Source organism: Enterobacter sp. FB, from assembly GCF_000805795.1.
Classification (GTDB): Bacteria; Pseudomonadota; Gammaproteobacteria; order Enterobacterales; family Enterobacteriaceae; genus Enterobacter; species Enterobacter roggenkampii.
Genome location: NZ_JSZC01000013.1, coordinates 1,104,237 through 1,118,204 on the forward strand (window position 1 = coordinate 1,104,237; position 13,968 = coordinate 1,118,204).

Sequence of the window (13,968 nt, forward strand, 5' to 3'; positions counted from 1 at the left end):
AACCCCCTCATGGTGAGGGGGCTGAGGCATCAGGCTTCTACTGTTCGCATCAGGGTCGCCAGCTCATCTTTCACTGACTGTACCTGCGGGCCGATAACCACCTGCAAATTGTGCTGGTTTAACTGTACCACGCCGATGGCCCGGTTGGCCTTGAGGGCGTTGGTATCCACTTTTGACATATCCGCCACCGACAAACGCAGGCGGGTAATGCAGTTATCCAGCGAGGTGATGTTATCCGCACCGCCCAGCGCCGCCAGAATGGCAGGGGTGTTATAGCCGGATTTGCCCACGGTACCGGCAACCGCCTGTTCAACGCTGGTGGCCGTATCAATATCGCGTCCTGGCGTTTTCAGGTTAAAGCGGGTGATGGCGAAGCGGAAGATCCCGTAGTACACCGCAAACCAGATTGCCGCCACGACAGGGACCAGATACCACTTAGTCGACAGGCCGTGCAGGATCCCGAACACCACGAAGTCAATCACGTTGCCGTCAGTGTTGCCGATGGTGACGCCCAGCACCGCCATCACGGTGAAGCCCAGACCGGTCAGCACCGCATGAATCAGATACAGCACCGGCGCGACGAACAGGAACAGGAACTCGATAGGCTCGGTGGTACCGCCCACGACGCAGGCGATCACGCCGGAAATCAGCAGACCTTTAATTTTATGACGGTTTTCCGGGCGCGCGCAGTGGTACATTGCCAGCGCAGCACCCGGCAGGCCGCCGAGGAAGGCAGGCATTTTACCCTGAGACAGGAAGCGGGTGGCGCTTTCGGAGAAGCCGTGTGTCGTCGGGCAGCTCAGCTGCGCCTGGAAGATAGTCAGCGCGCCGCTCACGTCGTGACCGCACACCTCCATGGTGCCGCCCGCTTCGGTGAAGCGAATCAGGGCCACCAGGATATGCTGCAGGCCAAACGGCAGGAGAAGACGCTCGCCGGTGCCGAAGATCATCGGACCAAAATCTCCCGCACCGTTAATGATGCGGCCAATGCCGTTGATGCCCATAGCGAAAACTGGCCAAATCAGCGGAATAATCAGACCAAACAGACCCATAACGACCAGGGTCACGATCGGGACAAAGCGGGTGCCGCCGAAGAAGGCCAGGGCATCCGGCAGGCGGATATTGTGGAAGCGCTCGTGCAGCATCCAGATAATTACCCCGGCGATCACCGCCCCGAGGATCCCGGTGTCGATGGACTGAATACCAATCACGCTCTGAATGTTGTTGGCCTTCAGAACGGCGGCGTCGGTGGTCGGCAGTATGCCTTTTGCAGTCAGCCAGAAGTTAACCGCCAGGTTCATCACCGCGTAGCCCACAAAACCGGCAAACGCCGCGACGCCTTTGTTCTCGCGGGCCAGGCCCAGCGGGATTGCAATACAGAACATCACGGGCAGGAAACTGAAGGCAAAGGAGCCGACTTTACTCATCCAGATAAAGATCGCCTGCAGCACGGGCGCGCCGAGGAAGGGGATCAGCGTGATGACGTCTTTACTGCTGAGCGAACTGCCGATCCCGAGCATGATCCCGCAGAACGAGAGAAGCGCCACGGGCAGCATAAAGGTTTTACCCAGTTGCTGGAAAAATTCCCACAGCGATATTTTTTGTGCTGCTTTCGCCGTCATAAAACGACTCCTTTATTGTTAAAATCAGTTTGTCTGCTTCAATGCTGCGAGAAGATAAAACGTTTTATCAAAGTTTAGTGCGCGCTAAATCACATTCTCAGGCTTTGACTGGTAGTATAAAGATAACGTATTGATAAAACGTTTTACCGATCTCATTTTTCAGGGAGTCACGCCAACACATGGCTGTAGCGAAAAAAGTCACCATCAACGATGTCGCGCTGGCGGCGGGGGTTTCCGTCAGCACCGTTTCTCTGGTACTGAGCGGAAAAGGACGCATCTCTCCCGCGACCGGTCAGCGGGTGAATGAGGCGGTTGAGCAGTTGGGCTTTGTGCGAAACCGCCAGGCGTCGGCGCTGCGCGGCGGGCAAAGCGGGGTGATTGGCCTGATTGTCCGTGACCTGACGTCACCTTTCTATGCGGAGCTGACCGCCGGCTTAACCGAAGCGCTTGAAGCGCAGGGGCGGATGGTCTTTCTGCTTCACGGCGGTCGCGAGGCCGATCAGCTGCTTTCCCGGCTCGATATGCTGCTGAATCAGGGTGTGGACGGGGTGATCGTCGCCGGGGCGTCGGGCGTGGGCAGCGAGCTGTGCGAGCGTGCCGCTGAAAAAGGCGTGCCGCTGGTGTTTGCTTCACGCGCCAGCTACCTCGATGAAGCCGATACGCTGCGCCCGGATAACATGCAGGCTGCGCAAATGCTGACCGAGCATCTTATTCGTCGCGGCCATCAGCGCATTGCCTGGCTGGGCGGCAAAAGCTCGTCCCTGACCCGCGCCGAACGGGTCGGCGGCTACTGCGCGACGCTGATTAAATACGGCCTGCCGTTCCACAGCGAGTGGGTTGTTGAGTGTGAGTCCAGCCAGAAGATGGCGGCGGAAGCGATAGGCGCGCTGCTGCGCAGCAGCCCGACCATCAGCGCCGTCATTTGCTATAACGATGTGATCGCCATGGGCGCCTGGTTTGGCCTGATCCGCGCCGGGCGTCAGAGCGGCGAGGGCGGGGTGGAAACCTTCTTCGGCCACCAGGTGGCGCTGGGGGCGTTCGCCGACGTCGGTGAAAACGCGCTCGACGATCTGTCGATCGTCTGGGCCACTACCCCAGCGCGGGAGATGGGCTACACCCTGGCGGACAGGATCATGCAGCGCATCGACAATACGGACGTTCAGGCCGGGCACCAGATTGTGGCGGCGCGCCTGGTGCCGGTGAAATAATATCGCCCGGCGGCGCTGCGCTTGCACGGGCCTGAAGCGGCCCGGAATCGTAGGCCGGGTAAGCGTCAGCGCCACCCGGCAATAAAAAACCCCTCATGCGAGGGGTTTTGACGTTTACTGCTGCGGTGCCGCCGGTTCGGCTGGCGCTGCCGGTTCAGCCGGTTCCGGCATCCCCAGAGCAGGCATGCCAAACATGCCGACAAAATCCTCCAGCGGCATTTTGTCGCCGTTGAGCGTGACCTGGCCGTTGGCGTACTGCAGGCTGGTGGAAATCGTGTTGTTGTCCACCTTCGTGATGCGGAACATCTGGCCCATGGCCGCCAGGCCTTTCACCTGCTGGTTCGCCAGCTTGCCGGCATCTTCATCGCCGTAGCCTTCCAGCTTCGCAATCTGGGTCATAAACTCGGTCGCCATATCCATCGGGATGGTCAGCTTGCTGTCGAGCGACTTCACGCTGCGATCCACTTCCTGCGCCAGCGTCTGCGGTTCACCCGTGGCGGTGGCCGGATCCTTCAGGAACAGAGACAGGTTGAAGCTGGTTTCACCTTTGCTGTTTTTCCAGCTCAGCGGCGCAACGGTGATCACCGGCTCGCCTTTCAGCAGGATCGGCACGTTGTTGAACAGCACTGCCATCGCCTGCTGCTGGTACACTTCCGGGTTCTGCTGCAGCGCGGCATCGGTCAGCAGCGCCTGGCTCTCTTTGCTGTATTTCTGGCTAAATTCGTGCCACGCCTGGCCGTCGATATTGCCGATCTTCAGCGACAGTTTGCCGGTGCCCAGATCCTGATTCTGCACTTTCAGGCTCTTCAGCGTGTAATCCAGCTGGGTATTGATGCTCTTACCGTCTTTGGACACGTCGGATTTGCCGTTGACGTCCATGCCTTCCAGCACGGCCATCTCTTTGCCTTCAACCGCAATGGCGACTTTATCGAGAGAGAGTTTCTGATCGCCGATACGCTCTTTAAAATCGGTCATGCGGCTGTTGCCGTCGGCCTTCAGGTTGTTGAAGGTGAGCTGAACTTTTTGATTGTATTCGTTCACGGCGTTGACCAGGCCACTTTCCGCTTCACCCGTCAGGGAGAACACGTTCCCGTCGCGGTCCGCGTCAAGTTTGAAGTGACCACCGCTAAAGGCGACTTTCTCATTCTCTTTCTCGTAGTTCAGCGCTTTCAGCGCGATATCGGAACTGGTGTCACCGGCATAGCTGATGCGGGTGTCGATTTCGAAAGGTGAGGTATTTTTTGCCAGGTCGAACAGCGGTTTGGTGACGTCGTTATTCACCAGGACCGTGTGAACGGACGCCATTGACGGGATCAGGTTAAACGACTTTAGCTGCGCCAGCGGGAAGGGACCGTGGCTCACCACTTCATCCAGCACCACGCTCTGACCTGGTTTCAGCCAGCCGTTCTCCGTACCGGCAACCGGCTTCACCACTACCTGCATACGGCTGGTAAACACGCCGCGCTCATAATTTTGATAGCTCAGCTCAAGGCCCGCTTCCGGCGCGCTGCGCTTAATCTCTCCGTTAGCCTGCGCCACCATCTCAGCCAGGCGTCCTTCCAGCTGTTTCCCGGTAAACCAGGAGACACCCGTCCAGACTACGCCTAACGCTACAATCACTCCTACCGCTACGACCGATTTTTTCATTGCGACTATCCCTAAAATGAAACCAGGCGGTAAAAACCGCCTGGAGATATTAAGCCTGCAACTAGCTTAGCAAGAGTTGTTAAAAAATTCAGTAAGTGCTTAAAGCTTATTGAAAACGCGCGCCAGTCGACCGGTGCCGCTTACGCTAACCGGAGACTCATTGGCTGCAACGAATGCTGATTCACCGGGCTTAAGCACCAGACGCTGTTCGCCTTTGTGCAGCGTCGCTTCGCCTTCCACGCAGAACAGGATCGCCGCACTTTCCTGTGCGATGGTCGTTTCTGTCTGGCTCAGGTCGTGCAGGGAGAAAGCAAAATCCTCAACCGGAATCGGGAAGTCCAGCTCTGCGCCGTTTTTCACCGGCTGAGTCAGCAGCTCCGCGGTGGGTTTCGCCACGAACTTGACGTTGGCAACCAGCTCGGGGATGTCGATGTATTTCGGCGTCAGGCCCGCGCGCAGCACGTTGTCAGAGTTGGCCATCACCTCCAGCGCCACGCCCTGCAGATAGGCGTGCGGGGTTTCCGCGAACAGGAACATTGCTTCACCCGGATTCAGCTTCACCACGTTCAGCAGCAGAGGGGAGAACAGGCCGCTGTCGTCCGGATAGAACTGCGCAATAAGACGGATGGTCTCCCACGGTTCACCTTGCTGACTCTCCAGGGCGGCTTTCAGCACCGCCAGGGCGTGGGATTTCTCTTCACCCTGCATGTTCAGCAGGCTGGCAAACAGCTGGCTTAGCGCCTCGGCATTCGGGTTTTCAAGGAAATGCGCGATAGCGTTATTGGCACCCGCGACCGGTTGCAGCAGGGAGATAATCTCTGAAAACTCGCGGAACGCGTTCATCGCCAGGAACGGCGTCAGCGCGAACACCAGCTCCGGCTTGTGGTTAGGATCTTTGTAGTTACGCTCGGCGGCGTCTAACGGAATACCCGCCGCGTTCTCTTTCGCAAAGCCGATTTCAGACGCTTGCTTGTTCGGATGAACCTGGATGGAGAGCGGCTGGTCAGCGCACAGTACTTTAAACAGGAACGGCAGTTCGCCAAAGCGCTGAGCCACCTTGTCGCCCAGCAGCGCGGCTTTATCGGCGTCAATTACGTCACGCAGACTGCGTGCCTGGCCGCTGGCGTCTTCAATTTTTGAGCTGCTCTTCGGGTGCGCCCCCATCCACAGTTCTGCCATCGGCAGGTTGTTTGGGTTCGCGATACCGTAGAGATCCGTTAACGCAGTTTTACTTCCCCAGGCGTAGTTTTGCACTGAGTTAATGAGTTTTTGCATTATCAAGCCCTGATTCAAATGTGGAATAAACTCCGGGTATTAAAGCAATAAACCACATGGAAGTAACCTGTGGATGTAAAAAGTCGTACTAGTCTCAGTTTTTGTTAAAAAATTGTGTAGGATAAGCTGACTCGCTTTTAAGCCGGGCAGCGGAACATCTGCCCTGAATAAACAGACCGAAGCAGTAAGTGAGAGACCAATGTCGAATAAACCCTTCCATTATCAGGATCCTTTCCCCCTCAGTAAGGATCAGACCGAGTATTACCTGTTAACCCGCGATCACGTCTCCGTCTCTGAGTTTGAAGGACAAGAGATCCTCAAGGTGGATCCGCAGGCGCTGACGCTGCTGGCGCAGCATGCTTTCCACGACGCCTCGTTTATGCTCCGTCCTGCGCACCAGCAGCAGGTGGCCGATATTCTGAGCGACCCGGAAGCCAGCGAAAACGACAAGTACGTTGCCCTGCAGTTCCTGCGTAACTCCGATATCGCGGCGAAAGGCATTCTGCCTACCTGCCAGGATACCGGTACGGCGATCATCGTCGGTAAAAAAGGCCAGCGCGTCTGGACCGGCGGCGGCGATGAAGCGGCGCTGGCGCACGGCGTATATAACACCTACACCGAAGACAACCTGCGCTATTCGCAAAACGCGGCGCTGGACATGTACAAAGAGGTCAACACCGGCACTAACCTGCCTGCACAGATCGATCTCTATAGCGTCGACGGTGACGAGTACAAATTCCTCTGCATCGCCAAAGGCGGCGGTTCGGCCAACAAAACCTATCTCTACCAGGAGACCAAAGCGCTGCTCACCCCGGGCAAGCTGAAGAACTACCTGGTTGAGAAGATGCGCACCCTCGGCACCGCGGCGTGCCCGCCGTACCATATCGCGTTTGTGATTGGCGGTACCTCGGCGGAAAGCACGCTGAAGACCGTGAAGCTGGCCTCAACCAAATACTACGACGGCCTGCCAACCGAAGGTAACGAGCACGGCCAGGCGTTCCGCGACGTGCAGCTTGAGCAGGAGCTGCTGGAAGAAGCGCGCAATCTGGGCCTCGGCGCGCAGTTTGGCGGTAAATACTTCGCCCACGACGTGCGCGTGATCCGTCTGCCGCGTCACGGTGCATCCTGTCCGGTCGGGATGGGCGTCTCCTGCTCTGCGGATCGCAACATCAAGGCCAAGATCAACCGCGACGGCATCTGGATCGAGAAGCTGGAGAACAACCCGGGTAAATACATTCCGGAAGCGCTGCGCAAAGCGGGCGAGGGGGAAGCGGTTCGCGTTGACCTGAACCGTCCGATGAAAGAGATCCTGGCGCAGCTGTCTCAGTATCCGGTTTCGACCCGTCTCTCCCTGAACGGCACGATTATCGTGGGCCGCGACATTGCGCACGCGAAGCTGAAAGAGCGTCTGGACAACGGCGAAGGGCTGCCGCAGTACATTAAAGATCACCCGATCTACTACGCGGGCCCGGCGAAAACGCCTGAAGGTTATGCCTCTGGCTCATTAGGCCCAACCACGGCGGGCCGTATGGACTCGTACGTCGACCAGCTGCAGGCTAACGGCGGCAGCATGATCATGCTGGCGAAAGGCAACCGCAGCCAGCAGGTAACGGACGCCTGCCACAAGCACGGCGGCTTCTACCTCGGCAGCATCGGCGGCCCGGCTGCGGTGCTGGCGCAGGGCAGCATCAAGAGCCTGGAGTGCGTGGAATACCCGGAACTGGGCATGGAAGCGATCTGGAAAATTGAGGTGGAAGACTTCCCGGCGTTTATCCTCGTGGATGACAAAGGTAACGACTTCTTCAAACAGATCCAGTCTTCTCAGTGTTCGGCGTGTGTGAAGTAGTCTGAAGAAAATGCCGGGTGGCGGCTTCGCCTTACCCGGCCTACATTCTCATAGGTCGGGTAAGGCGAAGCCGCCACCCGACACCAAAAAGAGCGCACAAAGCGCCATACCGTTTCTCAGAAGTCATCATTACTTATCCCTTAAGCATGTGAGCAATCCCGACAGTGTTATCAAGGAGAAAGTAATGACCACGGTACGCCATGAGAAAGACTCGATGGGCGCCATCGACGTCCCGGCCGACAAGCTATGGGGCGCGCAAACCCAGCGTTCGCTGGAGCATTTCCGTATCTCGACTGAAAAAATGCCCGTTTCGCTGATTCAGGCGCTGGCGCTCACCAAACGCGCAGCCGCGAAGGTAAACCAGGATTTGGGCCTGCTGGCGGCTGACAAGGCCACCGCCATCATAAATGCCGCCGACGAAGTGCTGGCGGGCAAGCATCCCGACGAATTTCCCCTCGCCATCTGGCAGACCGGTTCCGGCACCCAGAGCAACATGAACATGAACGAAGTGCTGGCGAACCGGGCCAGCGAACTGCTGGGCGGCGTGCGCGGCATGGAGCGCAAGGTACACCCGAACGATGACGTCAACAAGAGCCAGAGTTCTAACGACGTCTTCCCCACGGCCATGCACGTGGCGGCGGTGATTGCTATCCGCGAGCAGCTTATCCCCCAGCTCAACGTCCTCAAATCCACGCTCAACGAGAAAGCGCAGGCCTTCCGCGACATCGTCAAAATTGGCCGTACGCACCTGCAGGACGCCACGCCGCTGACGCTCGGCCAGGAGATTTCCGGCTGGGTGGCGATGCTGGAACACAACCTGAAGCATATTGAAAACAGCCTGCCGCACCTGGCGGAGCTGGCGCTCGGCGGCACGGCGGTCGGCACCGGGTTAAACACCCATCCGGAGTATGCGGTGCGCGTGGCGGAGGAACTTGCGGCCATAACCGGACAGCCGTTCGTCACGGCGCCCAACAAGTTCGAAGCGCTGGCGACCTGCGATGCGCTGGTCCACACCCACGGCGCGCTGAAAGGGCTGGCGGCGTCGCTAATGAAAATCGCCAACGACGTGCGCTGGCTGGCCTCGGGCCCGCGCTGCGGCATCGGTGAAATCAGCATTCCGGAAAACGAGCCGGGCAGCTCCATCATGCCGGGTAAAGTCAACCCGACCCAGTGCGAAGCCATGACTATGCTCTGCTGTCAGGTAATGGGCAACGACGTGGCCGTCAACCTGGGCGGTGCATCCGGCAACTTCGAGCTGAACGTCTATCGACCGATGGTGATCCACAACGTTCTGCAATCAATTCGTCTGCTGGCGGACGGCATGGAGAGCTTTAACGAACACTGCGCGGTGGGGATCGAGCCAAACCGCGAGCGCATCAGCCAGCTGCTGAACGAGTCGCTGATGTTGGTGACCGCGCTCAATACCCATATCGGCTACGATAAAGCCGCCGAGATCGCCAAAAAAGCGCATAAGGAGGGGCTGACGCTGAAAGCCTCCGCCCTGGCGCTTGGCTATCTGACGGAGGCGGAGTTTGATGCCTGGGTGCGCCCTGAGGCGATGGTTGGCAGTCTGAAATAATCAACTCGCCACGTACAGGTGCAGCCGCGGAATAATGAGCTGAAGCGGCTGCGCCTGAGGTCGGTAACGGTGCTGGACATTTTCAGCATCGTAATTCAGCAACTCACCAATATCCGGCACGATAGCCCCCTGATCGGCATCATAGAGCGCAATCAGCGGCGTTGGACAGGCATACTGCACCTGTTTTTGCTGGCCGGAATACCAGACGCGGGCGATAGGCTGCACCTTCACCGGGCGCTTAATTTTGAGGCGCGTATCCGCTGGCAGCGAGGCGATGCTGTGGTACTCCTGCTCCAGGCGCTCGATCCACTGCTCACGCGACCACGGCGCGACGGTGCGCGGCGTCTTCAGGCTCTTTTCCAGCTGCGCCAGAATTTCATCCCGGGTGAAGTTTTTAATGATGTGCTTATTCGCCCAGCCGAAGCGCAGCGTGGCGGGATGGCGCAGAACCGTCAGCGTGCGATAGGCATTCAGGGTAATTAACCCCGGAAGCTGACGGTGCACCCACTCAAACCGGGCGGCGGGGGCCAGGCCCGACTCTTCGGTAACGATCTTCTCAAATGCCGCTTTCAGACTGTTGATATGGGCAATCTGGCTTTCCAGCGCCTCGCGCGCTACTGCATCGGTTTGCAGACAGATCACGCCCGGCAGCCGCACGGCCGCCTTGCTGCTGCGCTGTTCAGACTGCTGCTGGATAAAAAGATGGCGATAGTGTTTCATCGCCAGCTCCAGTGCGGCCTTGCCGATGTGCTGCTTCACGTCGATGGTGTCCAGCGGGTCGTGCTCGGCCCCTTTGACTACCTCTGGCAGGGTAAAAACGCGCGCGGCCAGCAGTCGGCAGGTCTGCAAACGTTCTGTCAGGGTCAGCAGCTCGTGTTCTATTTCCCGAAACGTGTTGTTCAGCCGTTCAATAAGATCGTAGGTCGCCATAAGCCCCTCATTAGTTACAACATACTTATCATATAGCACAGCACGCCGGGTCAGGCCAGCGTGCGGTTGAAGTCAGGCAGGGACGGGAAGGGCGATGTTATGGTACACCGTCCAGCTAAAGCAGAAGCGCGCGCCGCCGAGCTCGCTCTCTTCGCAATGCACCGTGCCGCCCATCGCCTGCGCGATAGAGTGGACGATTGCCAGCCCCAGACCGCATCCGCCGGTGGCGCGATCGCGGCTGGGATCGAGGCGGACAAACGGTTCAAACACGGTTTCGCGTGCCTCCGGCGCAATCCCCGGCCCGTCATCCTCAACGGTCAGGCTGGCCTGATTGCCCTGCAAATCCAGCCCAATCTGCAGCGTACTTTCGCTGTAGCGCATGGCGTTGTTCATCAGGTTGTCCAGCACGCGTTCCATCAGGCGCATATCGAGTGCGCCGTAATCACCCGGCGTCACGCGGGTCAACAGCGTGCGCTGCGGGTTCACGCTCTGAACGTCGTCAATGTGGGTTTGCAGCCACGCGGGCAGATCCGGCGTGCTGAGGTTAAGCTCGTTTTGCGGGCGATCGAGGCGCGCGTAGGTCAGCAGCTCCTCAATCAGCGCCTCAAGCTGGCCAATGTCGCGGTTAAGCGCCTGAGACTCTGCTTCCGTCAGATTCTCACTCATCTCCAGACGATAGCGCAGGCGCACCAGCGGCGTGCGCAGCTCGTGCGCAATTCCGTCGATCAGCTGTTTCTTGCTGGCGATAAGGGCATTGATGTTATCGGCCATCTGGTTAAAGGCCACGCCCAGACGTTCAAAGCTGGAACCGCTGTCGAAGTGAATACGCTCTGTAAAATGCCCCTCGCCAAAACGCTGCGCGGCGGATTCGAGTTTCAGCATGTCCTGCCAGTGCGGGCGCATCCAGATAAAAACCGGAAACGCGAGTGAAATGGCGATAAAGGCCATCAGCGCCATGTCCAGCAGGCGCATCTGATGCAGATAATAGAGATAGGGCACCGGCCCGACGGCCAGCACGTAATGGCTGCGCGGAATTCGCTGGATAAAGGTGTATTTCTCATCCAGCGCGACGATATCCCCGTCGCGCAGACGCTGCATGGCGGGCGGGTCCAGATCGAAATCTTTCAACGGCTCGATGCGTAAATCGAATGACAGATTGAGATCCAGCTCTTTCAGGGTTTTCGCCCAGTCGTGTGGCGGGATCTCTCTCAGCTCGCTGCGCATCAGATAGAGCGAGCTTTTCATCAGGTCATCCAGAGACTGCCTGCCCGCGCGTTCGGCGGTAAATTTATAGACCAGGCCGACCAGCATGGTCATCACCAGGAAGCAGACAAACAGTAAAAGATAAAACTGCACAAACAGCTTTTTCATTGGATCTCACCGCAAAAACGCTATGTGCAGAATATACATGAAAACCCTTCGAGTTTTTCACGTCTGTCGAGCGTGTTAGACGGCTTTCGCGCTGTTTTTTACCTTGGCGATGAGTTTTTCCGTCATGGCCAGGCCTTCTGCAATGTGCGTATCAATCACATCCGTTCCGTATTCGCTGATGAGATCCAGCAGTATTTCGTAAGACTGGATGAGTTCCAGCAGGTCAAAGAGCGCTTTTTGATCGGTGCGAGAGGGGGAGGCGTGGTTCAGGGTTGCCTGATTAACAATCCACTCAAGATTGGTTTTTATCGCTTCTACCTGACCGTAGCTATACATAATTCATGAGCTTAAATCCTCATTTCAAGATTTATTGGAGAGATGTCGTGAAAGCTTCACGGCGAAAATGAGTAAAACAATCGCAAGAGCGGGGCGAGCTGAAGAAAGGAGAGTCGAGAAGGTAATTATGGAATAGTTTGCGTGCTTAGCAAGTTAATTGTTGCGCAAACGTAAAAATAAACGCGCGAAAGAAGGGCATTCTCGCGTAATGCCTTTATTTCGCGCAGGTTATCCTGTCCGGCGATCAGGTTTCCCACGCATGTGGGGCAAACAGATAGCCCTTGTTACGCACGGTTTTAATGCGGTAGGGCTCGGTGGCGTTATCCTGCAGTTTTTTGCGCAGACGCGAAATCGCCACGTCCACGCTGCGGTCCATTCCGTCATAGCTTACGCCACGCAGGTTTTTCAGCAGCGCGTCACGATCCATGATCTGCCCGGCATGCGTTGCCAGCTCCCACAGCAGGTCAAAATCTGCGGTGGAAAGGGCGATAAGCTCGCCAGAGAGCAGCACCTGACGGTTAATCGGATCAATAGACAGCGTACCGAAGCGCATCGCTTTGTGCGGCGTCAGAGACGGCGCCGGTGCTTCGCGTTCGATGCTGGCGTGCTGGCGTAAATGGAGGCGCAGGCGAGCGAGCAGGACGGCAGGCGGTGTGGTTTTCAGAATGTAATCATTGGCACCCATCTCCAGCGACAAAATATGGTTCATATCGCTGTCCAGTGAGGTGAGCAGGACGATAGGGCCCTCCCACCGGGCGCGCAGGTCGCGGCAGAGCGTCATGCCGTCTTTGCCCGGCAACATGATATCCAGCAGCACCAGATCCGGGTTTTCACGGACGACCACCTCTTCGGCACGATCGCCACGAGGTTCAACAATGACGTCCATATCATGTTTACCCAGATAGGCGGCGATCAGCTGTCCGACTTCGGGTTCGTCTTCAACATAAACAATCTTATTCATACAGCGTCTGTTTTCGTGAAAAAAGCCAACATACACCGCGAAACCTTAACCTTCCATTAATCTTTCAAAATTAACGCCGGTTCCGTTATTCTGGCCCATAAGGTGAGTTGATTATTATAAGGAAAACGATGGCTCTGGTGATCAAAGCCGCGCTGGGTGCGCTGGTGGTGTTGCTGATTGGCATTCTGGCAAAAACGAAAAACTACTATATTGCCGGGCTGATCCCTCTCTTCCCGACCTTTGCACTCATTGCCCACTATATTGTGGCGTCTGAACGCGGCACGGAAGCGTTACGCACGACCATCGTGTTTGGCATGTGGTCAATCATCCCGTATTTTCTCTACCTGCTTTCGCTGTGGTATTTCACCGGTTTTCTGCGTCTTCCCCTGGCGCTGAGCGGGGCGGTGGTCTGCTGGGGGCTCAGCGCCTGGGTGTTAATTTTCTTCTGGAGCCGCTTTCACTAGCGCAGCGGTCGGCCGCCGTCCACGGCAAAGGTTCTGCCGGTGACGTAGCAACTGGTGAGCAGGTAATCCACGAGGTCGATGACCTCTTTCTCGCCTGGGGCAATTTTCATCAGCGATTTATTCAGCGCCTGCTGGCGATACTCCGCATCATCGTTTTCGTTGAATAAGATCATTGCCGGGGCGATGGCGTTCACCTTCACCTCGGGGGCGAGCTTGCGGGCAAACGAGCGGGTCATATTATCCAGCGCGGCTTTACTGGCCGCATAGGCAATGTGCTTGTCGCTGCCGCGCTCCACCACATAATCCGTGAAGTGAATGATGTCGCCCGCAGCATGCCCGTGGCCGCGGAGCAGATCCTGCAGAGCGTGGTTAAGCAGATAAGGGGCATTGACGTGGATCTGCAGCATGGCGGAGAGCGTTTCGCTGAGTGACGTACCCGGCCTTTCGGCCTGCCATGCGCTGGCGTTATGGAGCACGGCGCGCAGACCCGTTGTGGTGGATTTCACCTTTTCCGCAAAGGCCAGAATGCCTTCATCGGTTGAAAAATCAGCCTGAATGCAAACCGCCCCGGCTTTGCGCAGCCCTTCAATCGACGGGTATTCCGTGCGGTAGCTGACAATGACCGGATGGCGAAGGTTGAGAAAATGATGGGCGAGGGCGAGGCCGATACGGCGGCCTCCGCCGGTGATCAGTATGGGGCGAAGCGGTGCATTTCCCATCGTATTCTCC

12 protein-coding genes are annotated in these 13,968 nt (G+C 57.4%); 4 read left to right on the top strand and 8 right to left on the bottom strand.

Features of this window, described 5'->3' with window-relative positions; genetic code table 11:
- Nucleotides 1–29: 29 nt before the first annotated feature.
- On the bottom strand, nucleotides 30–1,622 hold the full coding sequence (malX, locus tag PI91_RS12205; protein WP_023343984.1) for a maltose/glucose-specific PTS transporter subunit IIBC: 1,593 nt from the start codon (nucleotides 1,620–1,622) through the stop codon (nucleotides 30–32).
- Between the two features lie 179 nt (nucleotides 1,623–1,801).
- On the opposite strand from malX, the gene PI91_RS12210 reads away from it, so the two are divergent.
- Complete coding sequence (locus tag PI91_RS12210; protein WP_039266208.1) at nucleotides 1,802–2,830, top strand: Mal regulon transcriptional regulator MalI; 1,029 nt, start codon at nucleotides 1,802–1,804, stop codon at nucleotides 2,828–2,830.
- A gap of 114 nt (nucleotides 2,831–2,944) precedes the next feature.
- Here the strand turns inward: PI91_RS12210 and PI91_RS12215 are convergent, their stop codons facing one another.
- The gene (locus PI91_RS12215; RefSeq protein WP_039266209.1) at nucleotides 2,945–4,477 is read right to left on the bottom strand and encodes a YdgA family protein; all 1,533 of its coding nucleotides are present in this window, start codon (nucleotides 4,475–4,477) and stop codon (nucleotides 2,945–2,947) included.
- Nucleotides 4,478–4,576: 99 nt separating this feature from the next.
- The gene (gene manA, locus PI91_RS12220; protein WP_039266210.1) at nucleotides 4,577–5,752 is read right to left on the bottom strand and encodes a mannose-6-phosphate isomerase; all 1,176 of its coding nucleotides are present in this window, start codon (nucleotides 5,750–5,752) and stop codon (nucleotides 4,577–4,579) included.
- Nucleotides 5,753–5,951: 199 nt separating this feature from the next.
- On the opposite strand from manA, the gene fumA reads away from it, so the two are divergent.
- Nucleotides 5,952–7,598, top strand: a complete 1,647-nt coding sequence (fumA, locus tag PI91_RS12225) for a class I fumarate hydratase FumA (RefSeq protein ID WP_039266211.1) — start codon at nucleotides 5,952–5,954, stop codon at nucleotides 7,596–7,598.
- A gap of 184 nt (nucleotides 7,599–7,782) precedes the next feature.
- Complete coding sequence (fumC, locus tag PI91_RS12230; RefSeq protein ID WP_023343987.1) at nucleotides 7,783–9,177, top strand: class II fumarate hydratase; 1,395 nt, start codon at nucleotides 7,783–7,785, stop codon at nucleotides 9,175–9,177.
- On the opposite strand, the gene tus is transcribed toward fumC, so the two are convergent.
- The 4 genes from tus to rstA form a co-directional block, all read right to left on the bottom strand.
- A complete protein-coding gene (gene tus / locus PI91_RS12235; protein ID WP_039266212.1) occupies nucleotides 9,178–10,107 on the bottom strand; it encodes a DNA replication terminus site-binding protein in 930 nt (309 codons plus the stop codon).
- Between the two features lie 72 nt (nucleotides 10,108–10,179).
- The gene (gene rstB / locus PI91_RS12240) at nucleotides 10,180–11,478 is read right to left on the bottom strand and encodes a two-component system sensor histidine kinase RstB (protein ID WP_039266213.1); all 1,299 of its coding nucleotides are present in this window, start codon (nucleotides 11,476–11,478) and stop codon (nucleotides 10,180–10,182) included.
- Between the two features lie 75 nt (nucleotides 11,479–11,553).
- On the bottom strand, nucleotides 11,554–11,814 hold the full coding sequence (locus PI91_RS12245; RefSeq protein ID WP_039266214.1) for a hypothetical protein: 261 nt from the start codon (nucleotides 11,812–11,814) through the stop codon (nucleotides 11,554–11,556).
- A 244-nt stretch (nucleotides 11,815–12,058) separates the two neighbouring features.
- On the bottom strand, nucleotides 12,059–12,775 hold the full coding sequence (rstA, locus tag PI91_RS12250; RefSeq protein WP_021241154.1) for a two-component system response regulator RstA: 717 nt from the start codon (nucleotides 12,773–12,775) through the stop codon (nucleotides 12,059–12,061).
- A gap of 128 nt (nucleotides 12,776–12,903) precedes the next feature.
- Between rstA and PI91_RS12255 the strand changes: the two genes are divergently transcribed.
- Nucleotides 12,904–13,239 carry a GlpM family protein gene (locus tag PI91_RS12255; protein WP_023617531.1) on the top strand — a complete coding sequence of 112 codons (336 nt, stop codon included), beginning with the start codon at nucleotides 12,904–12,906 and terminating at the stop codon, nucleotides 13,237–13,239.
- On the opposite strand, the gene folM is transcribed toward PI91_RS12255, so the two are convergent.
- Nucleotides 13,236–13,958: a dihydromonapterin reductase gene (gene folM, locus PI91_RS12260; protein ID WP_021241156.1), complete on the bottom strand. Its 723-nt coding sequence runs from the start codon at nucleotides 13,956–13,958 to the stop codon at nucleotides 13,236–13,238. The genes PI91_RS12255 and folM overlap by 4 nt on opposite strands.
- Nucleotides 13,959–13,968: the final 10 nt, after the last annotated feature.

Excerpts from the sequence above, each read along its gene's own strand:
- malX (WP_023343984.1), bottom strand. The coding sequence starts at position 1,622 with ATGACGGCGAAAGCAGCACAAAAAATATCGCTGTGGGAATTTTTCCAG.
- PI91_RS12210 (WP_039266208.1), top strand. The coding sequence starts at position 1,802 with ATGGCTGTAGCGAAAAAAGTCACCATCAACGATGTCGCGCTGGCGGCG.
- PI91_RS12215 (WP_039266209.1), bottom strand. The coding sequence starts at position 4,477 with ATGAAAAAATCGGTCGTAGCGGTAGGAGTGATTGTAGCGTTAGGCGTA.
- manA (WP_039266210.1), bottom strand. The coding sequence starts at position 5,752 with ATGCAAAAACTCATTAACTCAGTGCAAAACTACGCCTGGGGAAGTAAA.
- fumA (WP_039266211.1), top strand. The coding sequence starts at position 5,952 with ATGTCGAATAAACCCTTCCATTATCAGGATCCTTTCCCCCTCAGTAAG.
- fumC (WP_023343987.1), top strand. The coding sequence starts at position 7,783 with ATGACCACGGTACGCCATGAGAAAGACTCGATGGGCGCCATCGACGTC.
- tus (WP_039266212.1), bottom strand. The coding sequence starts at position 10,107 with ATGGCGACCTACGATCTTATTGAACGGCTGAACAACACGTTTCGGGAA.
- rstB (WP_039266213.1), bottom strand. The coding sequence starts at position 11,478 with ATGAAAAAGCTGTTTGTGCAGTTTTATCTTTTACTGTTTGTCTGCTTC.
- PI91_RS12245 (WP_039266214.1), bottom strand. The coding sequence starts at position 11,814 with ATGTATAGCTACGGTCAGGTAGAAGCGATAAAAACCAATCTTGAGTGG.
- rstA (WP_021241154.1), bottom strand. The coding sequence starts at position 12,775 with ATGAATAAGATTGTTTATGTTGAAGACGAACCCGAAGTCGGACAGCTG.
- PI91_RS12255 (WP_023617531.1), top strand. The coding sequence starts at position 12,904 with ATGGCTCTGGTGATCAAAGCCGCGCTGGGTGCGCTGGTGGTGTTGCTG.
- folM (WP_021241156.1), bottom strand. The coding sequence starts at position 13,958 with ATGGGAAATGCACCGCTTCGCCCCATACTGATCACCGGCGGAGGCCGC.